This window comes from Noviherbaspirillum sp. L7-7A, from assembly GCF_019052805.1.
Classification (GTDB): Bacteria; Pseudomonadota; Gammaproteobacteria; order Burkholderiales; family Burkholderiaceae_D; genus Noviherbaspirillum_A.
In genome coordinates this window covers 2640114-2663593 of the sequence record NZ_JAHQRJ010000001.1, presented here as the reverse complement: position 1 = coordinate 2663593, position 23480 = coordinate 2640114, and the positions used below count along the sequence as shown (strand labels likewise).

25 protein-coding genes and 1 other RNA gene are annotated in these 23480 nt (G+C 64.9%); 23 read left to right on the top strand and 3 right to left on the bottom strand.

Annotated features, from left to right (window positions below; genetic code table 11):
- The first annotated feature begins 49 nt into the window (after nucleotides 1–49).
- Nucleotides 50–148, top strand: an RNA gene (gene ffs, locus KTQ42_RS12105) — signal recognition particle sRNA small type.
- Between the two features lie 26 nt (nucleotides 149–174).
- On the opposite strand, the gene KTQ42_RS12100 is transcribed toward ffs, so the two are convergent.
- Nucleotides 175–663: a MarR family transcriptional regulator gene (locus tag KTQ42_RS12100; RefSeq protein ID WP_217345723.1), complete on the bottom strand. Its 489-nt coding sequence runs from the start codon at nucleotides 661–663 to the stop codon at nucleotides 175–177.
- A 130-nt stretch (nucleotides 664–793) separates the two neighbouring features.
- Between KTQ42_RS12100 and KTQ42_RS12095 the strand changes: the two genes are divergently transcribed.
- Together KTQ42_RS12095 and KTQ42_RS12090 are read left to right on the top strand one after the other, a co-directional pair.
- Nucleotides 794–1933, top strand: a complete 1140-nt coding sequence (locus tag KTQ42_RS12095) for an efflux RND transporter periplasmic adaptor subunit (protein WP_217345722.1) — start codon at nucleotides 794–796, stop codon at nucleotides 1931–1933.
- Nucleotides 1934–1970: 37 nt separating this feature from the next.
- Nucleotides 1971–5057 (top strand): efflux RND transporter permease subunit, encoded by a 3087-nt coding sequence (locus tag KTQ42_RS12090; protein ID WP_217345721.1) that lies wholly within the window; start codon nucleotides 1971–1973, stop codon nucleotides 5055–5057.
- A gap of 10 nt (nucleotides 5058–5067) precedes the next feature.
- Here KTQ42_RS12090 and KTQ42_RS12085 read toward each other — a convergent pair whose 3' ends face one another.
- Complete coding sequence (locus KTQ42_RS12085) at nucleotides 5068–6711, bottom strand: isovaleryl-CoA dehydrogenase (RefSeq protein WP_217345720.1); 1644 nt, start codon at nucleotides 6709–6711, stop codon at nucleotides 5068–5070.
- Between the two features lie 123 nt (nucleotides 6712–6834).
- Here KTQ42_RS12085 and dnaX point away from each other — a divergent pair, with 123 nt between their 5' ends.
- The 7 genes from dnaX (at nucleotide 6835) to KTQ42_RS12050 (ending at nucleotide 13921) form a co-directional block, all read left to right on the top strand.
- Entirely contained in the window at nucleotides 6835–8832 is a 1998-nt protein-coding gene (gene dnaX, locus KTQ42_RS12080) for a DNA polymerase III subunit gamma/tau (protein WP_217345719.1), read from the top strand.
- An 18-nt stretch (nucleotides 8833–8850) separates the two neighbouring features.
- A complete protein-coding gene (locus tag KTQ42_RS12075) occupies nucleotides 8851–9177 on the top strand; it encodes a YbaB/EbfC family nucleoid-associated protein (RefSeq protein ID WP_194711551.1) in 327 nt (108 codons plus the stop codon).
- A gap of 15 nt (nucleotides 9178–9192) precedes the next feature.
- A complete protein-coding gene (gene recR / locus KTQ42_RS12070; protein ID WP_217345718.1) occupies nucleotides 9193–9789 on the top strand; it encodes a recombination mediator RecR in 597 nt (198 codons plus the stop codon).
- A gap of 203 nt (nucleotides 9790–9992) precedes the next feature.
- Complete coding sequence (locus KTQ42_RS12065) at nucleotides 9993–10220, top strand: sulfurtransferase TusA family protein (protein WP_217346936.1); 228 nt, start codon at nucleotides 9993–9995, stop codon at nucleotides 10218–10220.
- 137 nt (nucleotides 10221–10357) lie between these two features.
- Entirely contained in the window at nucleotides 10358–11107 is a 750-nt protein-coding gene (locus tag KTQ42_RS12060) for an electron transfer flavoprotein subunit beta/FixA family protein (protein ID WP_217345717.1), read from the top strand.
- Between the two features lie 20 nt (nucleotides 11108–11127).
- Complete coding sequence (locus tag KTQ42_RS12055; protein ID WP_217345716.1) at nucleotides 11128–12057, top strand: FAD-binding protein; 930 nt, start codon at nucleotides 11128–11130, stop codon at nucleotides 12055–12057.
- Nucleotides 12058–12130: 73 nt separating this feature from the next.
- The gene (locus KTQ42_RS12050; RefSeq protein WP_217345715.1) at nucleotides 12131–13921 is read left to right on the top strand and encodes an acyl-CoA dehydrogenase; all 1791 of its coding nucleotides are present in this window, start codon (nucleotides 12131–12133) and stop codon (nucleotides 13919–13921) included.
- Nucleotides 13922–13982: 61 nt separating this feature from the next.
- Here KTQ42_RS12050 and KTQ42_RS12045 read toward each other — a convergent pair whose 3' ends face one another.
- Nucleotides 13983–14396 carry an NINE protein gene (locus KTQ42_RS12045; protein WP_217346935.1) on the bottom strand — a complete coding sequence of 138 codons (414 nt, stop codon included), beginning with the start codon at nucleotides 14394–14396 and terminating at the stop codon, nucleotides 13983–13985.
- A 215-nt stretch (nucleotides 14397–14611) separates the two neighbouring features.
- Here KTQ42_RS12045 and rpsP point away from each other — a divergent pair, with 215 nt between their 5' ends.
- From rpsP to KTQ42_RS11980, 13 genes are all read left to right on the top strand, one after another.
- On the top strand, nucleotides 14612–14866 hold the full coding sequence (gene rpsP / locus KTQ42_RS12040) for a 30S ribosomal protein S16 (protein WP_217345714.1): 255 nt from the start codon (nucleotides 14612–14614) through the stop codon (nucleotides 14864–14866).
- Between the two features lie 37 nt (nucleotides 14867–14903).
- A complete protein-coding gene (gene rimM, locus KTQ42_RS12035; RefSeq protein WP_217345713.1) occupies nucleotides 14904–15434 on the top strand; it encodes a ribosome maturation factor RimM in 531 nt (176 codons plus the stop codon).
- A 33-nt stretch (nucleotides 15435–15467) separates the two neighbouring features.
- Nucleotides 15468–16238, top strand: coding sequence for a tRNA (guanosine(37)-N1)-methyltransferase TrmD (trmD, locus tag KTQ42_RS12030; RefSeq protein WP_217345712.1), 771 nt, complete (start codon nucleotides 15468–15470; stop codon nucleotides 16236–16238).
- A gap of 103 nt (nucleotides 16239–16341) precedes the next feature.
- Entirely contained in the window at nucleotides 16342–16731 is a 390-nt protein-coding gene (gene rplS / locus KTQ42_RS12025; RefSeq protein WP_217345711.1) for a 50S ribosomal protein L19, read from the top strand.
- Between the two features lie 145 nt (nucleotides 16732–16876).
- A complete protein-coding gene (locus KTQ42_RS12020; RefSeq protein WP_217345710.1) occupies nucleotides 16877–17548 on the top strand; it encodes a CoA pyrophosphatase in 672 nt (223 codons plus the stop codon).
- A gap of 89 nt (nucleotides 17549–17637) precedes the next feature.
- Nucleotides 17638–18627 carry a CobD/CbiB family protein gene (locus tag KTQ42_RS12015; RefSeq protein WP_217345709.1) on the top strand — a complete coding sequence of 330 codons (990 nt, stop codon included), beginning with the start codon at nucleotides 17638–17640 and terminating at the stop codon, nucleotides 18625–18627.
- Nucleotides 18628–18821: 194 nt separating this feature from the next.
- Nucleotides 18822–19166, top strand: coding sequence for a DUF3579 domain-containing protein (locus KTQ42_RS12010; protein ID WP_217345708.1), 345 nt, complete (start codon nucleotides 18822–18824; stop codon nucleotides 19164–19166).
- Between the two features lie 23 nt (nucleotides 19167–19189).
- Complete coding sequence (locus KTQ42_RS12005; protein WP_217345707.1) at nucleotides 19190–20134, top strand: cation diffusion facilitator family transporter; 945 nt, start codon at nucleotides 19190–19192, stop codon at nucleotides 20132–20134.
- A 242-nt stretch (nucleotides 20135–20376) separates the two neighbouring features.
- Nucleotides 20377–20811, top strand: a complete 435-nt coding sequence (locus KTQ42_RS12000; protein ID WP_217345706.1) for a type IV pilin protein — start codon at nucleotides 20377–20379, stop codon at nucleotides 20809–20811.
- Nucleotides 20805–21374: a GspH/FimT family pseudopilin gene (locus KTQ42_RS11995; RefSeq protein ID WP_217346934.1), complete on the top strand. Its 570-nt coding sequence runs from the start codon at nucleotides 20805–20807 to the stop codon at nucleotides 21372–21374. The genes KTQ42_RS12000 and KTQ42_RS11995 overlap by 7 nt, the downstream gene beginning before the upstream one ends.
- On the top strand, nucleotides 21371–21787 hold the full coding sequence (locus KTQ42_RS11990; RefSeq protein WP_217345705.1) for a hypothetical protein: 417 nt from the start codon (nucleotides 21371–21373) through the stop codon (nucleotides 21785–21787). The genes KTQ42_RS11995 and KTQ42_RS11990 overlap by 4 nt, the downstream gene beginning before the upstream one ends.
- Complete coding sequence (locus KTQ42_RS11985) at nucleotides 21759–22817, top strand: PilW family protein (RefSeq protein WP_217345704.1); 1059 nt, start codon at nucleotides 21759–21761, stop codon at nucleotides 22815–22817. The genes KTQ42_RS11990 and KTQ42_RS11985 overlap by 29 nt, the downstream gene beginning before the upstream one ends.
- Nucleotides 22814–23452, top strand: a complete 639-nt coding sequence (locus tag KTQ42_RS11980) for a pilus assembly PilX N-terminal domain-containing protein (protein ID WP_217345703.1) — start codon at nucleotides 22814–22816, stop codon at nucleotides 23450–23452. Before KTQ42_RS11985 ends, KTQ42_RS11980 begins: the two co-directional genes overlap by 4 nt.
- Nucleotides 23453–23480: the final 28 nt, after the last annotated feature.

Below are 23480 nucleotides of genomic sequence, written 5' to 3'. Positions count from 1 at the left end.
TACCAAGAATCAGGCACACGGTGCCGGCTTTGCTGCTAGAATGCCGGCTGGCGGGCCCCTGCGCATTGTGGCACGGCCAACCTGGTCAGGTCGGGAACGAAGCAGCCACAGCCGTTCACCATGAGTGCCGCAGACAAGGCTCGCCTCCTTCCTTCATCGTCTCTCCCCCGCAAGTCACTCCTGGTTTTTCGTTCGGGCATCCTGCAAGCCGTAGAGATTGTCACGGATGCGCGTCATGACTTGCGAGCACTGGTCCAGCTGCTGGGTCGTCAGGCCGGCCATCATGCTGCTGCGCAGTTCCTCGGAGAGCGATTCAAGCAGCCGCACCTGTTCCGCCGCCTTGGGCGTGAGCACCGAGTATTTGCGTCGCCGGTCGTCGGTCGAGGCAACACGTGCGATCCAGCCCTTTTCCTCAAGCTTGTCCAGCAGCCGCACCAGCGTCGGGCCTTCTATGCCGAGATTGCGCGCCAGTTCCGCCTGCATCAGGCCGGCCGGATTGCGCTGCAACTGCACCAGCACCTGCCGCATCGACAGGTTCAGGCCTAGCGGCCGCAGCGCGCGGTTCATCTCATAACGCCAGGCGCGCGACACTTCGCCGATCAGCCGCGCCAGCAGCTTCGGATACATTTCCGCATCCGGCATGTTTTCGAGGTCTTTTCGCATTGCCAACCACACTTTCAAACAACGAACAGGCCGTATGCTATGCTATTCGATAGCATTACTACCATATTTCTTCTACGATACGTTTTTCGTGTCGGCCTGCCTGGCTGCCCCAATTACTCTTCCGTTCATCATGCGTCCTGCCCGTTCCCTGCTGTTGACCGCCGCCGTGCTGCTGGCCGCCGGCACCGGCTATTACTATTACCAGAACCGCCCGGCGCCAGCCGTTGCCAGGGCGGCGCCGGCGCAAAGCATACGCAGCGCCACAGCGCAGCAGAAGCCGGTGGCGATCACGGTGCGCGCCAATGGCTATGTCAGTGCCCTCAAGGTGGTGGATGTGCGTCCGCAGACCCAGAACATCGTGCGCGAGGTGCATGTGCAGGAAGGGCAGGATGTACGCGCCGGACAGCTGCTGTTCACATTGGACCAGCGCAGCGACACTTCCAACGTCGAGCGCGCCCGCGCCCAGGTGGCGCGCGACCGCGCCGATCTGGTGGAGGCGGAAAGCGCGCTGCGCCGCAATCAGGAACTGGCGGCGAAGAATTTCGTGTCGCAGGCGGTGGTCGATACCGCCCGCAGCAAGGTCGACGCGCTGCGCGGCACGCTGCAGGCCGACGAGGCCGCCATCCGCAGCAATGCCATTGCGCTGGGCAACAACCGCATCGTCGCCAGCATGGATGGCCGCATCGGCGCCATCAGCGTCCATCCCGGCAGCCTGGCCCAGCCCGCCGGCGCGCCGATGCTGACGATTGCCCAGCTCGACCCGATCACCGTCACCTTCGCGCTGCCGGAACGGGAACTGTCCAACCTGCTGGCCAGCTATCCGAATGGCGAAGCGCCGGTTACGGCGGAACTGGCCGGCGAGCGGCGCGTGGAGGGCAAGCTGGTCTTCATCGACAGCGCGTCCGACCCGCAAAGCGGCACCATCAAGATGAAGGCATTGTTTTCCAACCAGCAGCGCATGATGTGGCCGGGCACTTTCGTCAATGTCAGCATGGTGTCGCGCACGCTGCCGCAGGCGGTGGTGGTGCCGGCGCAGGCCATCGTCACCGGACCAGCCGAGAAATTCGTCTACCTGATCAAGCCGGACAACACGGTGGCGGTGCAAAAGGTCACGGTCCTGCATATCGACGGCGGACAGGCCGCGGTCAACGGCCTGCAGCCGGGCACGCGCATCGTGGTCGAGGGCGCGCAGAACCTGCGGCCCGGCGCGCGGGTGAAGGAAGCGCAGAGCGGGAAGGGCCAGACGCCGCGCACCGCCGCCGACGCATGACCGGCAAGGCCGATCGCAACCTTCCACCAGGCACCCCGTGAATATCTCCGAACTCTGCATACGCCGCCCGGTCATGACCGTGCTCCTGGCCATCGCCATCGTGGTGGCCGGCGCCTTTGCCTACACCCGTCTGCCGATCGCCGCGCTGCCCAGCTATGACACCCCGGTGATCAACGTCACCGGCGTGCTGCCCGGGGCCAGTCCCGAAATCATGGCGGCCTCGGTTGCCACGCCGCTGGAAAAGCAGTTCTCCACCATCGCCGGCCTGGCCACCATCAGCTCCACCAACACCCTGGGCAATACCTCGATCACGCTGGAATTCGCGCCCAACCGCGACATCGACGCCGCCGCGGTGGACGTGCAGGCTGCGCTGCTGCGCGCCCAGCGCAGCCTGCCGGTGGAAATGACGGCCCTGCCAGCCTACCGCAAGGTCAATCCCGCCGACGCGGCGGTGCTGCTGGTAGCCCTGACCTCGCCATCGATCTCGCTGGCCGACCTGAACGACTTCGCCGAAAACCTGATCTCGCCGTCGCTGTCGACCATCGACGGCGTGGCCCAGGTCAATGTCTACGGCCAGCGCCGCTATGCGGTGCGGATCAAGGCGCGGCCCGAGCAGCTCGCCGCCCGCAACATGACCATGGACGAGCTGGCCGCCGCGGTGCGCTCGGCCAATGCCAACAGCCCGGTCGGCGTGCTGGACGGCCCGCGCCAGAGCCTGACGCTGCAGGCCAACCGCCAGCTGCCCAATGCCGCCGCCTTCAGCGAACTGGTGATCAGCAGCCGCGACGGCGTCGCCACACGCCTGAAGGACGTGGCGACGGTGGAAGACAGCGTCGAGTCCACCCGCAGCGGCAGCTGGGTCAACAAGGAGCCGTCCATCGTGCTGGCAGTGCAGCGCCAGCCGAATGCAAACACGGTGGCCGTGGTGGACGCGGTCAAGGCGACGCTGCCGCAGTTTCGCGCGCAGATGCCGGCCTCGATCGAGGTCATGGAGCTGAACGACCGCTCGCTGTCGATACGCGAGGCCATCCACGACGTGAACTTCACGCTGGCGCTGACGGTGGTGCTGGTAGTGATGGTGATCTTCCTTTTCCTGAAGCGCCTGTCGGCCACCGCGATTCCGGTGGTGTCATTGCCGATCTCGCTGATCGGCTGCTGCGGCCTGATGTACTGGCTGGGCTACAGCCTGGACAATATCTCGCTCCTGGGCATCACCATCGCCGTCGGCCTGGTGGTGGACGATGCGATCGTGATGCTGGAAAACATCGTGCGCCATATCGAGGATGGCATGGCGCCGATGCAGGCGGCGCTGGTCGGTTCGCGCGAGGTCGGCTTCACCATCCTGTCGATTTCCATCTCGCTGATTGCGGTGTTCATCCCGATCTTCTTCATGCCGGGCGTGATCGGCCTGATGTTCCATGAGTTCGCGGCGGTGGTGTCGCTGGCCATCATCGTCTCGGCGCTGGTATCGCTGACCCTGGTGCCCATGCTGTGCAGCCGCTACCTGAAGCATGAAGGCCATGGGCGCGACAACTGGCTGAGCCGCGGCTTCGAGCGCGGCTTCAATGCGGTGCTTGATGCCTACCGCGCCAGCCTGGACTGGTGCCTCAGGCACAACCTGCTCGTGCTGGCGGTGGCGCTGGCAACCTTCGCCCTGACCGTGCTGATGTTCGTCAGCATGCCCAAGGGCTTCTTCCCGAATGAAGACATCGGCCAGATCAGCGTGACGCTGGAAGGCCCGCAGGATGCGTCCTATCAGGCGATGTCGGCACTGACGCAGACCGCGGCCGACATCATCGGCAACGACCCGAATGTCGACAGCGTGACCTCGCGCCTGTCGGACGGCACCAGCGCCCGCATGTTCATTGGCTTGAAGCCGCGCAATGAGCGGGTGGCGATGGACGCGGTGGTGGAGCAGCTGCGGCGCAAGGTGCGCGACGTGCCCGGCCTGTCGGTATACCTGACGCCGGTGCAGAACTTGCGTCTGGGCGGGCGCATCAGCAAGAGCCGCTTCCAGTATGTGCTGCAGAGCGTGAAGGCCGATGAACTCAATGCCTGGGCGGAGAAGATGCAGGCCAGGCTGCGCGCCGATCCGGTGTTCCGCGATGTCACCAGCGACTCGCAGCTCAAGGGCCTGCAGGCCATGGTCAATATCAACCGCGACCGCGCCAATGCCGCAGGCGTGCAGGTGCAGGACATCCGCACCGCGCTCTACAGCGCCTTCGGCGACCGCCAGGTATCGACCATCTTCACCAGCAGCAACAGCTATCAGGTGATCCTGCAGGACGCCAACTGGGGCGGCCAGGATGAAGGCGACCTGAACAACATCTTCGTGCGCAGCAAGACCGGCACGCTGGTGCCGCTGCTCAGCGTGGCCAGCGTGGAGCGGGCCGCCGGCGCCATCTCGGTGAACCATCAGGGCCAGCTGCAGGCGGTCACGATCTCCTTCAACCTGGCGCCGGACGTGCCGCTGGGCGATGCCACTGCGAAGATCGACCAGTTCAAGGCCGAGCTGCAACTGCCGGCCAACATCATCACCAGCTATGCCGGCGACGCCGCGGTGTTTCAATCCTCGCAAGGCAGCCAGGTGGTGCTGCTGGTGCTGGCGGTGGTGGTGATCTACATCCTGCTCGGCGTGCTGTATGAAAGCTATATCCACCCGATCACCATCCTGGCGGGGCTGCCGTCGGCGGTGGTGGGCGCGCTGCTGGCGCTGCGGCTGTTCAATTTCGAGCTGACCCTGATCGCCACCATCGGCATCCTGATGCTGATCGGCATCGTGAAGAAGAACGCCATCATGATGATCGACTTCGCGCTGGAAGCGCAGCGCAACCAGGGCATGGCGCCGGCCGAGGCGATACGCTCGGCCTGCCTGCTGCGCTTCCGCCCGATCATGATGACCACGCTGGCCGCCCTCATGGGCGCGCTGCCGATCGCGCTGGGCCTGGGCGCCGGCGCCGAACTGCGCCAGCCCCTGGGCGTGGCTATCGTCGGCGGCCTGCTGGTGTCTCAGGTGATCACGCTGTTCATTACGCCGGTGATCTACCTGTTCCTGGACCGCTACAGCGGCAAGGGGCCGGTGACGGCGGAACTGGAGCCGCAACCTCAGCCGCAGCACGGCTGAGTGCCGGGCACTACCGCGGCCAGGCGCGGTCCAGTATCCGCTCCTGCAGCGCCGGCGTTCCCATCGTCCCGTACACCCGGCCGCCATCGGCATCCAGCCGGCTGGCCACGAAGGCTTCGGCGATGGCACGCGGCGCATGGCGCAGCATCAGCGCCGCCTGCGCCGCCAGCACCAGCCGCTGCACGAAGCGCCGGGCCAATGCTTCCCGTTCTTCCGCAGCGGCCTGCATGTCGCGCCGCAGCCCATCAAGCAGCGCCAGCAGGGCAGGGTGCCCGGCCGCCGCTTCCCGCAGGTCGGCCAGCAGCAGCAGCGCGCCTTCGGGGTCGCGCTCCAGCGCCCGCAGCACATCCAGGCACATCACATTGCCCGAGCCTTCCCAGATCGAATTGACCGGCGCTTCCCGGTACATGCGCGCCATCGGCCCGGTTTCCACATAGCCGTTGCCGCCCCAGACTTCCATGCATTCGCCGGCGAAGGCAACGGCCCGCTTGCAGATCCAGAACTTGGCGGCCGGCGTGACGATGCGGCGCCAGGCGCGCAGCAAGGGCTCGTCGGGTGCATCGAAGGCGCTGGCCAGTTTCAGCATCAGCAGCGTGGCCGCCTCGCTTTCCAGCGCCAGGTCGGCCAGCACATTGCGCATCAGCGGCTGCCCGGCCAGCAGGCGGCCGAAGGCGCTGCGGTGGCGCGCATGGTGGGCGGCCTGGACGAAGGCCTGGCGCATCAGGCCGGCGCTGCCGATCACGCAGTCGAGCCGGGTGAAATTGGCCATTTCGATGATGGTCGGAATGCCGCGGCCTTCCTCGCCCACCATCACGCCCAGCGCCTCCTGGAATTCGACCTCGCTGCTGGAGTTGGACTGGTTGCCCAGCTTGTCCTTCAGGCGCTGGATCAGGATGGAATTCTTGGTGCCGTCGTCGCGCCAGCGCGGCACGAAAAAGCAGGACAGGCCGCGGTCGGTACGCGCCAGCACCAGGTGGGCATCGCACATCGGCGCCGAGAAGAACCATTTATGGCCGGTCAGGGCATACTCGGCGCCGCGGCCCTCGCCGCGCACCGGCACCGCCGCCGTGGCATTGCTGCGCACATCCGAGCCGCCCTGTTTCTCGGTCATGCCCATGCCGATCAGGATCGATTTCTTTTGCGACAGCGGCAGGTCGCGCGGGTCATGCTCCAGCGAGAAGAGCTTGTCGCGCAGGCGGGCGAACAGGGCCGGCTCGTTCGCCAGCACCGGAATCGAGGCGAAGGTCATGGTGGTCGGGCACAGCGAGCCGGATTCCACCTGGGCATGCAGGAAATAACCGGCGGCGCGCGCCACCTGGGCGCCGGGGCGGGGCGAACTGAAGGGCAGGACATGCAGTCCTTCCCGGCGCAGCAGGCCCAGCAGACGGTGCCAGCTTGGATGGAATTCCACGCTGTCGATGCGGTTGCCGACCCGGTCATGGGTGTGCAATTCGGGCGGATGCCGGTTCGCCAGTGCGCCCAGTTGCAGGATGTCGGCGCTGCCCAGTTCGCCGCCCAGCCGTGCCAGTTGTTCGGCATGCCAGCCGCCGCCAGCCTGTTGCAGGCCGTCGGCCAATGCGGCATCCGTGGTGAAAAGGTTGTAATCCAGCAATTCCGGCACCTGGTTGGTGACCGTATGGGTAGGCCATGGCATGATGTCGTCTCCTCCGATTTTCCGTTCCGTCAATTCTGGGCCCGGCGCCATTCCGGTTCAAGCGGCTTCAGGCGCTGATCGGCAGTCGGGTAAAATGCTGCTTCAGTCAATTTCCGCAACGCCATGTCCTATCAAGTCCTCGCCCGCAAATATCGACCGAAAAGCTTCGAAACGCTCGTCGGGCAGGAGCACGTGGTGCGGGCGCTGAGCCATGCGCTGGAACAGAAGCGCCTGCACCATGCCTACCTGTTCACCGGCACCCGCGGCGTGGGCAAGACCACGCTGTCGCGCATCCTGGCCAAGTGCTTCAACTGCACCGGCCCCGACGGGCAGGGCGACATCACCGCCCATCCCTGCGGCGTCTGCGAAGCCTGCGTGGCGATCGACGCCGGCCGCTTCGTCGACTATATCGAGATGGACGCGGCATCCAACCGCGGCGTCGACGACATGGCGCAGCTGCTGGAACAGGCGGTCTATGCGCCGTCGAATGCCCGCTTCAAGGTCTACATGATCGACGAAGTCCACATGCTGACCAACCAGGCATTCAACGCGATGCTGAAAACCCTGGAAGAGCCGCCCGAGCATGTGAAATTCATCCTGGCGACCACCGATCCGCAGAAGATACCGGTCACGGTGCTGTCGCGCTGCCTGCAGTTCAATCTCAAGCAGATGCCGCCGGGCCATATCGTCGGCCACCTGGAAAACATTCTCGGCCAGGAGCAGATCGAATTCGAACTGCCGGCGCTGCGCCTCCTGGCGCAGGGCGCCCATGGCTCGATGCGCGACGCGCTTTCCCTGACCGACCAGGCCATCGCCTATGCGGCCGGCAGGGTCACGCTGGACGCGGTGCAAGGCATGCTGGGCACGCTCGACCAGTCCTTCCTGGTGCGCCTGCTCGATGCGCTGGCGACCGACGACGGCGCCGCGCTGCTGGCGGTGGCCGACGACATGGCCGCGCGCAGCCTGTCCTACAACGCCGCTCTGCAGGATCTCGGTTCCCTCCTGCACCGGGTGGCGCTGGCACAGTCGGTGCCGGCCGCCCTGCCTGAGGACGTGCCGGAGCGTGAACATATCCTGCGCCTGGCGCAGCTGTTCGATGCCGAAGAGGTGCAGCTGTACTACCAGATTGCCGTGCATGGCAGAAACGAGCTGGGCCTGGCGCCGGACGAGTACGCCGGCTTCACGATGACGCTGCTGCGCATGCTGGCCTTCCGGCCGGGCAATCTGCCGCAGGAGGAAGCGCCTGCGCGTGCCGCGGCGCCCGTCCGGCCAGCGGCGCCAGCCATACCCGCCGCACCTGCGCCATCGCCGGTACGCGCCGCCGCCGCTGTAGCGGCAGAGCCGCCGGCACGCACAGCAGTCGCACCGGCCGAACCGGCAGCGAAGGCACCGCCGCCGCGTGGTGCCATCAGCCCGGCCCGCGCCGCGCTGGAAGCGGCGCGCAACATGAAGCGTGGCGGCGCGCCGGCTGCGGCGCCGGCTTCGCCCCAGACAGTGCCATCCCAGCCAGTCGCCGCTCTTGCCGCCGTCGCGCCGATGCCGGTGCCGCAGTCCAGGCCGGCTGCGTCGGACATGCCGCCGCCATGGGACGACATCCCGGTGTTCGACGACGACTACATGGAACCGGCTCAAAAAAAAACTGAAATTGCCGTAGCCGAGCCCGCCGCACCCATCACTGCCGCGCCGCCGGCTTTGGAATTGCCGCCCGCGCCCCCACCTGTACCGGTACCGGCGCTGGAATGGGACGGCGACTGGCCGGTGCTGGCAGCCGGTCTGCCGGTGCGCGGCGTGGTGCACCAGCTGGCGCAGCAGAGCGAATTGCTGGAATGCGTACAGGAAGGCAATACTTTCCTGTTCAAGCTGCGGGTGCCGATCGAGACCCTGTGCTCCAGCGCCACGGTGGACAAGCTCACCGCCGCGCTGGAAGAGCGCTTCGGCAAACCCGCCCGGGTGACCACGGAAATCGGCGCGGCGCGCCAGACCGCCAATGCGAAGGCGGTCGCGGACCGGGAGGCACGGCAGTTGCAGGCGGAACAAACCATGCATAGCGACCCATTCATACAGACGCTGAAGCGCGAATTCGGTGCGATCATCGTGCCGGGATCTATCAAACCAGTTTGACCCTACCAGGAGCGGAACATGATGAAAAACCAGTTGGCAGGCCTGATGAAGCAAGCCCAGGCAATGCAGGACAACATGAAGAAGATGCAGGACCAGCTCGCCACCATCGAGGTGGAAGGCCAGTCCGGCGCCGGCATGGTCAAGGTGGTGATGACCTGCAAGAACGACGTCAAGCGGGTATCGATCGACCCGTCGCTGCTGGGCGACGACCGCGACATGCTGGAGGACCTGGTCGCCGCCGCCTTCAATGACGCGGTGCGCAAGGCCGAAGCCACGACCCAGGAAAAGATGGCCGGCATTTCGGCGGGACTGCCGCTGCCTCCCGGCTTCAAGATGCCGTTCTGAACGGGCTGACAGCTTGTGAAGACCCCGTCCAGTCTTGACTTCCTGACCGAAGCGCTGCGCCGCCTGCCCGGCATCGGCCCCAAGTCCGCGCAGCGCATCTCGTATCACCTGATGCAGCATGACCGTGAAGGCGCGGCCATGCTGGGCCGGGCATTGACCCAGGCGGTGGAGCGGATTCACCACTGCAGGATGTGCAATACCTTCACCGAGAACGACGTCTGCGAGACCTGCCTGGGCCCGGAGCGCGACCCGGCCCTCCTGTGCGTCGTCGAAACGCCGGCCGACCAGTTGATGATCGAGCAGACCCTGACCTACAAGGGCCTGTATTTCGTGCTGATGGGCCGCCTGTCGCCGCTGGACGGTATTGGTCCGCGCGACATCCACCTGGAGCGGCTGATGCAGCGCGCCAGCGATGGCGTGGTGCAGGAAGTCGTGCTGGCCACCAATTTCACCAATGAAGGCGAAGCGACCGCCCATTACATCAGCGAAACCCTGAAAGCACGCGGCCTGAAAGTCAGCCGCCTGGCGCGTGGAGTTCCGGTCGGTGGCGAACTGGAATATGTCGATGCCGGCACCATTGCCCGTGCCATGCTGGACCGGCGTGCGACTTGACGCGGACCTAGCGCGAATTTAGTGCGGGTTTAACGCGCGAAATCAATACGAGGCAAGCTCTTCCCTTGATAAGCAAGGTTTTTGCCTTATCTGCAGCAATAAGCGCGTCAAATGCATTCTTCAGCCTGAATGGCATTGATGCATTGCATCAATGCCATCGATTTGGGCTAGAATTCGGCAACATTTTTTTAAGGCTAGCAACAATGGAATTCCACAAGGATCTCGACGCGCGCGGCCTGAACTGCCCGTTGCCCATCCTGAAAGCGAAAAAAGCCCTGGCCGAGATGGCCAGCGGTGAAGTGCTGCGTGTTGTCGCAACCGATTCCGGTTCGGTGCGGGATTTTCAGGCATTTGCCCGCCAGACCGGCAACCACTTGCTGGAGCAGTCCCAGAACGGCGCCGAGTTCACCTTCTACATGCAGCGGAAATAGTTTTTTTCACTATTTAGTGGCCGCACTCTACCCACTAATAGCACGAGCGTGCTAAATTTCGGCAGGTTAGCTGATTTACTCTTATAATCCCGATTCGGTTTACGTTAACGTCAATTCGATTTTTCAAAGGCAGAGCTATGAAAGTACTGGTTCCAGTCAAGCGCGTGGTGGACTACAACGTCAAGGTGCGGGTCAAATCCGACGGCTCTGGCGTCGACATTGCCAACGTGAAGATGTCCATGAACCCCTTCGACGAAATCGCTGTGGAAGAAGCGATGCGCCTGAAGGAAGCCGGCAAGGTCACCGAAGTTGTCGCCGTGTCCTGCGGCGTGACCCAGTGCCAGGAAACCCTGCGCACTGCAATGGCCATCGGCGCCGACCGCGGCATTTTGGTCGAAACCGCCGAAGAGCTGCAGCCGCTGGCCGTGGCCAAGCTGTTGAAGGCCCTGGCCGACAAGGAGCAGCCCCAGCTGATCATCCTGGGCAAGCAGGCCATCGATGACGACAGCAACCAGACCGGCCAGATGCTGGCCGCGCTCCTGGGCTGGGGCCAGGCGACGTTCGCCTCCAAGGTCGTGCTGGAAGACGGCAAGGCGACCGTGACCCGCGAGGTCGACGGCGGCCTGGAAACCGTGGCGCTGCCGCTGCCGGCCATCGTCACCACCGACCTGCGGCTGAACGAGCCGCGCTATGTGACGCTGCCCAACATCATGAAGGCCAAGAAGAAGCCGCTGGAAAACGTCAAGCCGGCCGACCTGGGCGTCGATGTCACGCCGCGCCTGAAGACCCTGAAAGTGTCCGAGCCGCCCAAGCGCTCCGCCGGCATCATGGTGCCGGATATCCCGACGCTGGTTGCCAAGCTGCGCAACGAAGCGAAAGTCATCTAATTTCACGATAAAGAGACATCATGGCCGCACTCGTCATTGCAGAACACGATAACGCTAGCCTCAAGGGCAGCACCCTCAACACCGTTGCCGCCGCCGCCCAGTGCGACGGCGACGTCCATGTGCTGGTCGCCGGCGCCAATTGCGGCGCCGCCGCCGAAGCCGCCGCGAAGATCGCCGGCGTGTCCAAGGTGCTGGTCGCCGACGGCGCCCAGTTCGCCGACGGCCTGGCCGAGAACGTCGCCGCGCAGGTGCTGGCGCTGGCGTCGAACTACAGCCACATCCTGGCGCCGGCCACCGCCTACGGCAAGAACATCCTGCCGCGCGTGGCAGCCGTTCTCGACGTGGCGCAGATCTCGGAAATCACCAGGGTGGTCTCGCCCGACACCTTCGAGCGTCCGATCTACGCCGGCAACGCCATTGCCACCGTGCAGTCGGCCGACCCGGTCAAGGTGATCACCGTGCGTACCACCGGCTTCGATGCGCCGGCGCAGGATGGCTCGGCAGCGGTGGAGAACGTGGAGGCCGCTGGCGACGCCGGCAAGTCGTCCTTCGTCTCGCGCGAACTGGCCAAGTCTGACCGTCCGGAACTGACTGCCGCCAAGGTGATCGTTTCCGGTGGCCGCGGCATGGGTTCGGGCGAAGCCTTCAAGATCCTCGAGCCGCTGGCCGACAAGCTCGGCGCCGCCATGGGCGCATCGCGCGCCGCGGTGGATGCGGGCTACGTGCCCAACGACTGGCAGGTTGGCCAGACCGGCAAGATCGTGGCGCCGCAGCTCTATATCGCCGTCGGCATCTCCGGCGCAATCCAGCATCTGGCCGGCATGAAGGACTCCAAGACCATCGTCGCCATCAACAAGGACCCGGAAGCGCCTATCTTCTCGGTAGCCGACTATGGCATCACCGGCGACCTGTTCGAACTGGTGCCGGAACTGGTCAAGGAACTGGGTTAATCAAAACGGCTTGAATCCAACCGGGCAGGGCGCGCCAATTGCGTGACCTGCCCATTTTTTTGGGAGTAATCAGATGAGCTATGTCGCCCCCCTGAAGGACATGCTGTTCGTGGTCAATGAACTGGCCAACCTGCCGGCCGTCCAGTCCCTGCCCGGCTGCGAGGATGCCACGCCCGAAACCGTGGAAGCGGTGCTGGAGGAGAATGCGAAATTCTGCGGCGAGGTCGTCGCGCCGCTGAACGTGGCCGGCGACCGCGATCCCAGCGCCTGGAAAAATGGCGACGTCGCCACCACGCCCGGCTTCAAGGAGGCTTTCCATGCCTTTGGCCAGGCCGGCTGGCAGGGCGTGCAGCATCCGGTCGAATTCGGCGGACAGGGCTTGCCCAAGCTGGTGGCCACGCCCTGCATCGAAATGCTGAACTCGGCCAACCTGTCGTTCGCGCTGTGCCCGCTGCTGACCGACGGCGCGATCGAGGCGCTGCTCACCGCCGGCAGCGACGAGCAGAAGAATACTTACCTGGCCAACCTGATCTCGGGCAAGTGGACCGGTACCATGAACCTGACCGAGCCGCAGGCCGGCTCCGACCTGGCCCTGGTGCGCACCCGCGCAGTGCCGCAGGGCGACGGCACCTACAAGATTTCCGGCACCAAGATCTACATCACCTACGGCGAGCATGACATGGCCGAGAACATCATCCACCTGGTGCTGGCAAGGACGCCGGACGCGCCGGAAGGGGTGAAGGGCATTTCCCTGTTCGTGGTGCCGAAGTTCCTGGTCAATGCCGACGGCAGCCCGGGTGCGCGCAACGACGTGCATTGCGTGTCGATCGAGCACAAGCTGGGCATCAAGGCCAGCCCGACGGCCGTGCTGCAGTTCGGCGACCACGGCGGCGCGATCGGCACCCTGGTCGGCGAGGAAAACCGCGGCCTGGAATACATGTTCATCATGATGAACGCGGCCCGCTTCGCGGTCGGCATGCAGGGCGTGGCGGTGGCCGAGACGGCTTACCAGAAGGCGGTGGCCTATGCCCGCGACCGGGTGCAGTCGCGCGACCTGGCCGGTTCGGCCGGCCCGGTGGCGATCATCCACCATCCCGACGTGCGGCGCATGCTGATGTCGATGCGCGCCCAGACCGAGGGCGCCCGCGCGCTGTCCTATGTCACGGCCGCCGCCTATGACGCGGCCCATCATCATGCCGATGCCGCGGTGCGCCGCGAGAACCAGGCCTTCTATGAATTCATGGTGCCCATCGTCAAGGGCTGGTCGACCGAGATGTCGATCGACGTCGCTTCCACCGGCGTGCAGGTGCATGGCGGCATGGGCTTCATCGAGGAAACCGGCGCGGCGCAGTTCTACCGCGACGCCCGCATCCTGACCATTTATGAAGGCACCACCGCGATCCAGGCCAACGACCTGGTCGGCCGCAAGACCGTGCGCGACGGCGGCGCCACCGCCCGCGCCATCCTGGCGCAGGTGCGTCGCACCGAAGCCGAGCTGGAATCGGCCGGCGGCGGCGACCTGGCGGCGATCCGCAACCAGCTGGCGGCTGGATCGAAGGCGCTGGAAGAGGTAGTGGATTACATCGTCGCCAACATGAAGTCCGACATCAAGGCGGTGTTCGCGGGCAGCGTGCCCTACCTGAAGATGGCCGGCATCGTGCTGTGCGGCTGGCAGATGGCGCGCGCGGCGTTGATTGCGCAGAAGAAGCTGGATGCGGGTGAGGGCGATGCGCGCTTCTACCAGGCCAAGATCGCCACGGCGCGCTTCTTTGCCGACTATCTGCTATCCCAGGCTCCCGGCTGCCGGGCGGCGATTGTCGGCGGCAGCGCCGGCGTGCTGGCGCTGGCGGAAGACCAGTTCTGAGGTAAGAAACAGTAGGGAAAGCGCGGCGATGCGCGGGCGCATCGCCGCTTTAGCTTCAACATCAGCCGTAAGAGCCGCCGGTCAGCAGGATGTCGAAGGTGCGGGCGATGGCGGCAATCAGCGCCGTCGACCCGCATGCCAGCGCCACCACCAGCATCAGCGGTACCGGCCAGCGGGTATTGGACTGCCGGCCCGAGCCGGCATTGTGGCGCGCATCCCATTTCTCATCCGGGATGACGCCGATCACCAGGGTTTCCAGGAAACCCGCCAGCACCGACAGCACCAGCGGCCCCGCGGTGAAGATCGCCGGCGCATCCGGATTGCCCAGCAACAGCAGCGCCGACAGCGGCAGCGTCGCAAAATGCAGCCAGCCCCAGAAATCCCGGCGTCCGTATAGGTAGAAGCGATGCAGTCCGGCAGCGCCGAACAGCAGTGCGAGCAGGGTGGCCAGAGTCTTGTTCTTGTGGCGGGGCATGGAATGGGCGGTAGCAGGCGGGATTGCGGGCGTAGTGTGCATCAGCGATGCACGCAAGGCAATCTCCGCAGGCCCGGAAAACCGCCTTATACTGTCGCCTCGCCGCATTTTCAGCGCTGCGCTTTCCCAAAAACACCGATTAACTTAGCCGTAGCCGGAAGAAACCCGCTATAATCTCTGGTTTTTTCCGTCTCCGTACACTTTTTGGAAATATTATGGTCGTGATTCGTTTATCCCGTGGTGGCGCAAAGAAGCGTCCGTTCTTCAACCTGGTTGTGACCGATTCCCGCAATCGTCGCGACGGCCGTTTCATCGAGCGCATCGGCTTCTTCAATCCGATGGCTTCCGGCGCTGAAGAGTCGGTTCGCATCGCCCAGGACCGTCTGACCTACTGGCAAGGCGTAGGCGCGCAACTGTCGCCGACCGCTGCCCGTCTGGTCGAGCAGGCCGGCAAGAAGGCCGCTGCCTGATCACTGATACAAGGTTTTACAGATGACCGCATCGGGAATGCCGATTCCTGACGACCTGGTGCTGGTCGGGCATGTGACAGGCGCATATGGCATACAAGGCTGGGTGCGCATCAGGCCTTACTCGTCGGACGGCGATGCATTGCTGTCTGCCAAGACCTGGTGGGTGGACAAGCCGGAACTGCACGATGTCGAAATGCTGCAGTCCAAGCTGCACAACGATGAAGTGGTGGCGCGCCTGATGGGCGTGTCCGGCCGTGAAGCGGCCGAAGCGCTGAAGGGCGCGACGGTGCAGATACGCCGCAGCCACTTCCCGGCGCTGGACAACGATGAATTCTACTGGGTCGACCTGATCGGCCTGGCAGTGGTCAATGAGCGCGGCGAGCATCTCGGCGTGGTCGGCGACCTGATGGACAATGGCGCGCATCCGATCCTGCGGGTGGAACAGCCGGTGGCGGAGGGCGAAAAGCCTGCGCCGGAACTGCTGATTCCCTTCGTCGACCAGTTCGTCAAGACCGTGGACCAGGCTGCACGCCTGATCACGGTGGACTGGGAAGCGGATTATTCGTGATGCAGGCAGCCTGGCTGCGGGAAGGGCGGCGGTATGCAGTTTGATGTCGTAAGCCTGTTCCCGGAAATGTTCGCGGCCATTACCCAGTCCGGCATCACGCGGCGCGCTTTCGAGCAGGGACGCTGTGGCCTGGGCCTGTGGAATCCGCGCGATTTCACCAGCGACAATTACCGCACCGTGGATGACCGGCCCTATGGCGGCGGACCCGGCATGGTGATGCTGGGCAGGCCGCTGGAGTCGGCGCTGACGGCAGCTGCCGCGCGACAGCAGCAGCTGGGCTTGCCCAGGCCGCGCGTGGTTTACCTGTCGCCGCAGGGCCGTGTGCTGGACCACCAGCGCGTGATGCAGCTGGCGACCGAGCCGGGCCTGGTGCTGCTGTGCGGACGTTATGAAGCGGTGGACCAGCGCCTGCTGGACCGCTGCGTCGACGAGGAAATCAGCATCGGCGACTTCGTGCTTTCGGGCGGCGAACTGCCGGCGATGGCGCTGATGGATGCGGTGATCCGGCAACTGCCGGGCGTGCTGCATGACGATGCCTCGGCGGTGGAAGACAGCTTTGTCAACGGCTTGCTGGATTATCCGCACTACACCCGGCCGGAAGTGTACGAAGGCGTGCCGGTGCCGCCGGTGCTGATGGGCGGCCACCATGCCGAAATCGTCAAATGGCGGCGCCAGCAGGCGCTGAAGGCGACGATGGCCAAGCGGCCGGCGCTGCTGGAAAGCGCCCGCGCCGCCGGTCTTCTGAGCCCGGCCGACGAAAAGTTTTTAGGCAGCCTGCAGGCTGAAAAACCTGCAGGCAGCTGAATGGAGCGCCTGGCCATGTTGGTCGGGCGATAATGTTGAACCCCATCCTCTACCGGGCTGATTCACTATCGATGCGCCGGCAAGATGGCTACAGGAGCAATAAATGGATCTGATCCAGCAACTCGAGCAAGAAGAGATTTCCCGTCTCGGCAAGAACATCCCCGACTTCGCACCGGGCGATACCGTGGTCGTCAACGTCAACGTGGTTGAAGGCACCCGCAAGCGCGCCCAGGCTTATGAAGGCGTCGTGATTTCCCGTCGCAACCGTGGCCTGAATTCCAACTTCATCGTTCGCAAGATGTCGTCGGGCGAAGGCGTCGAGCGTACCTTTCAGCTGTATTCCCCGCTGATCGCATCGATCGAAGTCAAGCGTCGCGGCGATGTCCGTCGCGCCAAGCTGTACTACCTGCGCGAGCGTTCGGGCAAGTCGGCACGTATCAAGGAAAAGCTGCCGCAACGCCGTGTCGCGGCAAAAGCAGCGCCAGCAGCATAATCGGCTGCGACGTATCATGCGAGGGCACCGTTGGTGCCCTTTTTTCATGGCCGATCGCACCCATTTGTATGGGATCTCAACAACTGACAGCCAGCCTTGCGCCAGCCACAGGCTTGCAATGGCGTAACAGGCCGGGAATCCTGCTTTGAGCAAACTGCATTTCGACCCCAAAATTCTGCCGATCGAATCCCTGGCCGGCGAGGCCGCGGTGCTGGCCGAGGAACTGAGCGCCCAGCGCCTGCGCGAACGGTTCGCCACCCCGCCAAAATGGGCGGCGGAAACCATTGAGGAGCGGCTGCTGCGCGTGCGCGACGGCAATCCGACGCCGGCCTCGGTGCTGATGCCGCTGGTGCAGCGCGAAAATGGCCTAACCATGCTGCTCACCGAACGTACCGCCCATCTGACGGACCATGCCGGCCAGGTCAGCTTGCCCGGCGGCCGTGCCGAGCCCGAGGATGCATCGGCGATCGACACCGCCTTGCGTGAAACCGAAGAGGAAATCGGCCTGGCGCGCCGCCATATCGAAGTGCTGGGAACCTTGCCCGACCATTTCACCGGCACCGGCTACCGGGTCACGCCGGTGGTAGGACTGGTGCATCCGCCGTTTGACCTGCAGGCCGATCCGTTCGAAGTGGAGGAAATCTTCGAGGTGCCGCTGGCTTTTCTGATGGATGGCATGAACCATCAGGTCAGAAGCATCGACCTACCGGGCACAGGCGAGCGGCGCAGCTTCTACACCATGCCGTATGGCCGCTTCTTCATCTGGGGCGCCACCGCTGCGATGCTGCGCAACCTGTTTCACTTCATGCGCGCCTGAGCTGCGATACGGGTGGCCGCGGCGGCCGCCGTTTGATTACTCCAGGGCACTACATTATCGTAGCGCCTGACTGACATCCAGGGCGACCGATGACCTTTCTTTCCATTCTTTTCGCGCTTCTGATCGAGCAGTTGAAGCCGCTGCGCGCCGACAATCCGGTGTACGGCGGCATCAAGGCGTATGCGGTCCGGGTCGAGCGCTGGTTCAATGCCGGCCATGCCGACCATGGTCGCCTGGGCTGGCTTGCCGTGATGCTCACGCTGGTGCTGCCCACCCTGCTGATCCACTGGCTGTGCGCGCAGGTGAGCCCGCTGCTGACGCTGGGATGGAATATCGTCATCATCTACCTGACCCTGGGCTTTCGGCATTACAGCCATTACTTCACTGCAATCCAGTACGCGCTCAACGCCGGCGACACCGAAACGGCGCGCCAGTTGCTGGCGCAATGGCTGCGGCAGGACACCACAGGCATGGAAGTGCCGGAAATTTCCCGGCTGGCGGTGGAAAAGGCGCTGCTGACCACGCATCGCCATGTGTTTGGCGTGTTTTTCTGGTTTCTGATGCCGTTGGGACCGGCTGGCGCGGTGATGTACCGGGTGGCGGAATACCTGGCGCGTGCCTGGAGCGAGCCTGAGCACATGCGCAGCGAGGCATTCGGCCGTTTCGCGATCCGCGCCTATTACCTGATGGACTGGGTGCCGGCGCGCCTGACCGCCTCGGCGTTTGCCATCGTCGGCAATTTCGAGGATGCGGTCTATGCCTGGCGCAACTTTGCCCGGCGCTGGCAGAACGAGACGAACGGCATCATCCTGTCAGCCGGCGGCGGCGCGATGGGCGTGCGACTCGGCACGCCCCAGGAAAACGCCACCAGCCTGCTGCTGACCGTGGATGCGGCCACCATCGATGCGGCCACCATCGATGCCGCCGGCGTGGAAGCCGCTGCGGCGGAAACGGAAACCTTGCCGGGCGAGGAGCCGGGCGTGCGCGCGCTGCAGAGCACGGTGGGCCTGGTGTGGCGGGCGCTGCTGCTGTGGATGATGCTGTTGCTGCTGATCTCGCTTGCCGTCTGGCTTGGTTGACGGATGGCGGTGATCGATAATGTCGCGGGAAAGCCACTGCCAGCAAGGGCTTCCCTGGAAATTTCATAATGTGGATAGCTGTTTCGGGGCAAGTCTTCTATAAGATATAATACCTAAGAGAGCCGCAAGTCAGTCCGCCGCGCAATGGCGCCTTGCCCCTTCCAGATTGCCTTTCCACAGAAACCGCATCCGCCATGGCCGATCCCCATTCGACAAGCAACGCGCCCGCCAATGAATTTTTCATCCAGGGCATTACCAGCAACGGGCGGGTATTCCGTCCCAGCGACTGGGCCGAGCGGCTGTGCGGCGTGATGTCGCACTTCCGGCCGGAAGGCTCGGGCGGACGCAACGCCCATCTGAAGTATTCTCCCTATGTCCGGCCGACGCTGCTCAATGGCGTCAAGTCGGTGGTGGTCAACGAGGAATTGCGCAAGATCGAACCGCTGGCCTATCATTTCGTGCTCAATTTCGCCAAGGACAACGACCTGCAGGTGATCGAGGCCTGCCTGCTGCCGGAGCCGGCCAGCAAGGGCGGCTGATCCTCGGCCCGGGAACCACAGCCATGGCGCATGCGCATACCGACCACCATCACGATCATCACCATGGGCATCACCACCATGGCCATGGCCACCATCATCCGGAGCCGGGCGACCACAGCCGCGCCTTCCTGATTGCCATCGTTCTCAATATCGGCTTTGTCGCCGTCGAATTCGCCTACGGCTTCATCGCCCATTCCACCGCGCTGATGGCCGACGCCGGCCATAACCTGTCCGATGTGCTGGGCCTGATGCTGGCATGGGGCGCGGCGGTGCTGACCAGGAAGCGTCCAGCCGGACGCTATACCTATGGCCTGCGCGGCAGTTCCATCCTGGCCGCGCTGGGCAATGCCATGCTGCTGCTGGTGGCATGCGGCGGCATCGCATGGGAAGCGCTGCACCGCCTGCTGGCGCCGGCGCCGGTGGGCGGCATCACGGTGTCGGTGGTGGCTGGCGTGGGCATTGCGATCAATGCCTTCTCGGCCTGGCTGTTCATGGCCGGCAGCAAGGGCGACATCAACCTGCGCGGCGCCTATCTGCACATGGCGGCCGATGCGGTGGTGTCGCTGGCCGTGGTGGCCGGCGGCGTGGCGATGTTCTACACCGGCTGGTACTGGGTCGACCCGGTGCTGTCGCTGGGCATCGTTGCAGTCATCCTGTTGAGCAGTTTCGGCCTGTTGCGCGAAGCGCTGCGCTTGTCGCTCAATGCGGTACCGGCGCACATTGCGCTGGACGAGGTAGAGGCCTTCCTGGCATCGCGTCCCGGCGTGGCCTCGGTGCAGGATCTGCATATCTGGGCGATGAGCACAACGGAAACCGCACTGACCGCCCATTTGCGCATGCCGTCCGGCCATCCGGACGATGCCTTCTTCGCCGACATCGCCGACGAGCTGTCGCATCGCTTCGGCATCAAGCACAGCACCCTGCAGGTTGGCCGCGAGCAGCAACCGCGTTGCGCGCTGGTCGGCTGATCCGCTGATCAGAGGATCAGCCGACCAGCGGATTAAAACCCGACCCTCCACCCAGAACAATTAAACATGCACTAACAATGCATGCGTCATACGGCGCAATTATGCACTCTCCGCCTTCGGGAAAAAACCCGCTGCGAGCCTGCTGCCAGCCGGTTTTCCCAGTCACGTTCGCTGTACGGATTCTTGCGTCGTAACGCAAGCAGGGCCGTGCCGCATACCTGCCACCCTAGCGGAAAACCACCATGGATCGTGTCATTCCAGCCGGATTCACGCTGATCGAATTGCTTATCACTGTTGCCATCGTCGGCATCCTCAGCAGCTTTGCCTGGCCTTCCTATGTCGACCATCTCAGGCGCGGCCGGATCGCCGAGGCCACCGGGCAGCTGGCCACATTGGGGGTCGCAATGGAACAGTATTACCAGGACTACCGCAACTACGGCAATGCCGCGGCCTGCGGCATTGCGATGCCGGCCGCCGGGCAGTTTTCCTATGCCTGCGAAACCAGGAACAGCGCACAAGGTTTCGTCATCGTCGCCAGCGGCAGAAGCGGCACCAACGCGGCGGGACTGCGCTACCAGATCGACCAGGCCGGCCTGCGCCGCACTACCGCCCTGCCGCCGGGCTGGGGCACGGTGCCGCAGGATTGCTGGGTAGTCAGCAGGGGCGGCATATGCTGAAGCCGGCCGCGCATGGCATGACGCTGGTCGAAATGATGGTCGGCCTGGCCGTCATTTCCTGCCTGCTGCTGGTTGGCATGCCGTCCTTCAGCAGCTGGATACAGGATCTGCAGATCCGCGGCGCGGCCGAGTCGGTGCAGTCGGCGCTGCTGCTGGCGCGCAGCGAGGCAATACGCCGCAACCGGCCGGTGAGGCTGCAGTTGAACGACGCCGATGGCCTGGTCGAATGGGAAGTTGGCTGCGTCAGCGTCGCCACGGACTGTCCGGCCAGCATTGCCAGGCGCAGCCGCAATGAAGGCGGCCGCAATGCGCGCATGGCGGCTGGCGCAATGGTGAACGCCGCCAGCCTGGCCAGCCCGCTTGCGGCCGGAAGCGGCTTGCCCGCCAGCCTTGACTTCAACGGGCTTGGCGCTGTCATTGGCACTGCGCCTGGCCGCATCGAGATCAGCCATGCGGCGCTGGGCAGCACGCGGCGGCTGGTGTTGCTGATCGGCAGTGGCGGCCTGATCCGCCTGTGCAATCCGGCGCTGGCCCGGACCGGATCGCCCCAAGGGTGCGCATGAACATCCCACGCCGTCGGATCAAGGCGCGCCAGCGCGGCATGCTGCTGCTGCAAAGCCTGGTGGCGCTGGCGCTCTTCTCGGTTGGGGCGCTGACGGTGCTGATGCTGTCGGTCAATGCGATGCGCCAGGCTGCCGAAGCGCATTACCGCACTGCCGCCAGCGTGCTTGCGGTACAGATGGCGTCGCAGATCCGGCTTGGCCCGCGCGATTCCGCCACGCTTGCCGCCATCGCCACAAGCACTGGCTACGATGCCTTCCGCGAGGCGGCGGCCAGGATCTTGCCCGGGACAACGGCGTATCCGCCGCTGGTCACGGTGGACAGCGCCGGCCGGTTCGTCATTACCGTACGCTGGCAACAGCCTGGCGACACATCGGTTCACCAGTATGTTGCGCTTACCCGCATCACGGAATAGTCGCGCCGGCTTCAGCCTGGCCGAACTGATGGTGGGCCTGGCCCTGGGCCTGCTGACGCTGCTGGCGCTGTCGCAGGCCTACCTCGCCTTTCACGGCAGCCGCCGCACCACGGCCGGCACGGCGGATGCACAAACCGCCGCGATGGGTGCGCTGTTCGCCATCGAGCGCGACCTGCAGCATGCCGGGCCTGGCCTGGGCGACGCCAGGCTGCTCGGCTGTGGCGTGGCGATCGATGCCGGCCAGCCCGTCGTCCTGGCGCCGGTGCGCATCGAGTCTGGCCAGGCTGGCGCGCCCGACAAATTGGTGGTGTATGCCGGCGACCTGCTCGCGCCGCCGGCCCGCCTGGGCGCCGCACTGACGGCAAGCAGCAGCGACATCGGCCTGTCCAGCACCCAAGGCATGCGTCGTGGCGACATTCTGGGCTTGCGCGAGGCCGGCAAGCCTTGCACCCTGGCGCGAATCATCAGCGTGGACAGCGCCCTGCGGGTCAGCCACACCATCCTTGCACCGCAGGCGGGCCTGGCTTCCGACTACAGCACCCTGGCTACCGCCTTCAACCTGGGCCGCCTGAGCCAGGTGTCCTATGCCATCGTCAGCGGCGAGTTGCGCCGCAGCAGCGGCGACCATGCCGGAAACAATCCGCTGGTGCAGACGCTGGCGGGCAATATCGTCAGTCTGAAGGCGCAATACGGCTTTGATACGCGCACCATGATCGCGTCGGTGCCGCTGGTGACTCTGTGGAGCGCGTCGATGGTCGATGCCGACGGCAGCGGTACCGCGGGCGACAGCGGTGACTGGCAACGCATCGCCGGGATACGCATTGCGGTGGTGGCGCGCAGCCCCAACCGGGAGGCCAGCGCCTGTGACGCGACAGCGGCGAACCTGCCGGGCTGGCAGGCGCCGGACAGCGCCGGCACGCTGGTGCGCACCGATATCAGCCTGACCCATGTTCCCGACTGGCGCTGCTACCGTTATCGCAGTTATGAGACCGTGGTGCCGCTGCGTAATGTGATCTGGGGCCGTCCTTGAAGCCGGTCGGACCGCCTCGTGAGCAGGGCGCGGTCCTGCTCACGGCACTGGTCATGCTGGTGGCACTGATGCTGGGCGCGGCTTCGCTGATGCGCATGGTCGAGAGCAGCAACCAGCTGGCTGGCAACCTGGCTTTCAAGCGTGCCGCCACACTGGCGGCGGAAAACGGCGTCGAGGCGGCAATCGACTGGCTCGAGCAGCAAGGCGGCGCCACGCTGGCAAGCGATGCCGCCGCCTCCGGCTACTATGCCTCGGCGAACGTGGCGGTCGACGCCAGCGGCAACGCCACCAGCGGCACCAGCGGCACCGCGGCAATCGATTGGAAAAATAATGAATGCGACGGCCTGGCCCGTTCGGCCTGCCTGAAAACCATGGCGCTGCCTGGCGTTGACAGCGCCGGCCACAGCGTGCGTTACCTGATACAGCGGCTGTGCAGCGGCAGCGGCAGCCTGGCTGCCACCGGCGAATGTGCGCTGTATCTGGAGACCGGAGCGGAAAGCACCAGCCGTGGCGCGATTGGCTACGGCAGCGAGAAGCGCCTGACTGGTCAGCCATGGGCGTTCTATCGGATCACCGCCCGCGCGCTTGGCCCGCGCGACACCGTCGGCCTGGTGCAGGTGCTGGTGCGCTGGTGAATCCGCACGAACGCGGCCGGCTGGCATG

Excerpts from the sequence above, each read along its gene's own strand:
- KTQ42_RS11990 (WP_217345705.1), top strand. The coding sequence starts at position 21,371 with ATGAACATCCCACGCCGTCGGATCAAGGCGCGCCAGCGCGGCATGCTG.
- trmD (WP_217345712.1), top strand. The coding sequence starts at position 15,468 with ATGCAGTTTGATGTCGTAAGCCTGTTCCCGGAAATGTTCGCGGCCATT.
- rimM (WP_217345713.1), top strand. The coding sequence starts at position 14,904 with ATGCCGATTCCTGACGACCTGGTGCTGGTCGGGCATGTGACAGGCGCA.
- KTQ42_RS12000 (WP_217345706.1), top strand. The coding sequence starts at position 20,377 with ATGGATCGTGTCATTCCAGCCGGATTCACGCTGATCGAATTGCTTATC.
- KTQ42_RS12005 (WP_217345707.1), top strand. The coding sequence starts at position 19,190 with ATGGCGCATGCGCATACCGACCACCATCACGATCATCACCATGGGCAT.
- KTQ42_RS12075 (WP_194711551.1), top strand. The coding sequence starts at position 8,851 with ATGATGAAAAACCAGTTGGCAGGCCTGATGAAGCAAGCCCAGGCAATG.
- KTQ42_RS12015 (WP_217345709.1), top strand. The coding sequence starts at position 17,638 with ATGACCTTTCTTTCCATTCTTTTCGCGCTTCTGATCGAGCAGTTGAAG.
- dnaX (WP_217345719.1), top strand. The coding sequence starts at position 6,835 with ATGTCCTATCAAGTCCTCGCCCGCAAATATCGACCGAAAAGCTTCGAA.
- KTQ42_RS12055 (WP_217345716.1), top strand. The coding sequence starts at position 11,128 with ATGGCCGCACTCGTCATTGCAGAACACGATAACGCTAGCCTCAAGGGC.
- KTQ42_RS12085 (WP_217345720.1), bottom strand. The coding sequence starts at position 6,711 with ATGCCATGGCCTACCCATACGGTCACCAACCAGGTGCCGGAATTGCTG.
- KTQ42_RS11995 (WP_217346934.1), top strand. The coding sequence starts at position 20,805 with ATGCTGAAGCCGGCCGCGCATGGCATGACGCTGGTCGAAATGATGGTC.
- KTQ42_RS12095 (WP_217345722.1), top strand. The coding sequence starts at position 794 with ATGCGTCCTGCCCGTTCCCTGCTGTTGACCGCCGCCGTGCTGCTGGCC.
- KTQ42_RS11985 (WP_217345704.1), top strand. The coding sequence starts at position 21,759 with ATGTTGCGCTTACCCGCATCACGGAATAGTCGCGCCGGCTTCAGCCTG.
- KTQ42_RS12065 (WP_217346936.1), top strand. The coding sequence starts at position 9,993 with ATGGAATTCCACAAGGATCTCGACGCGCGCGGCCTGAACTGCCCGTTG.
- rpsP (WP_217345714.1), top strand. The coding sequence starts at position 14,612 with ATGGTCGTGATTCGTTTATCCCGTGGTGGCGCAAAGAAGCGTCCGTTC.
- KTQ42_RS12010 (WP_217345708.1), top strand. The coding sequence starts at position 18,822 with ATGGCCGATCCCCATTCGACAAGCAACGCGCCCGCCAATGAATTTTTC.
- rplS (WP_217345711.1), top strand. The coding sequence starts at position 16,342 with ATGGATCTGATCCAGCAACTCGAGCAAGAAGAGATTTCCCGTCTCGGC.
- KTQ42_RS12060 (WP_217345717.1), top strand. The coding sequence starts at position 10,358 with ATGAAAGTACTGGTTCCAGTCAAGCGCGTGGTGGACTACAACGTCAAG.
- KTQ42_RS12050 (WP_217345715.1), top strand. The coding sequence starts at position 12,131 with ATGAGCTATGTCGCCCCCCTGAAGGACATGCTGTTCGTGGTCAATGAA.
- KTQ42_RS12045 (WP_217346935.1), bottom strand. The coding sequence starts at position 14,396 with ATGCCCCGCCACAAGAACAAGACTCTGGCCACCCTGCTCGCACTGCTG.
- KTQ42_RS12100 (WP_217345723.1), bottom strand. The coding sequence starts at position 663 with ATGCGAAAAGACCTCGAAAACATGCCGGATGCGGAAATGTATCCGAAG.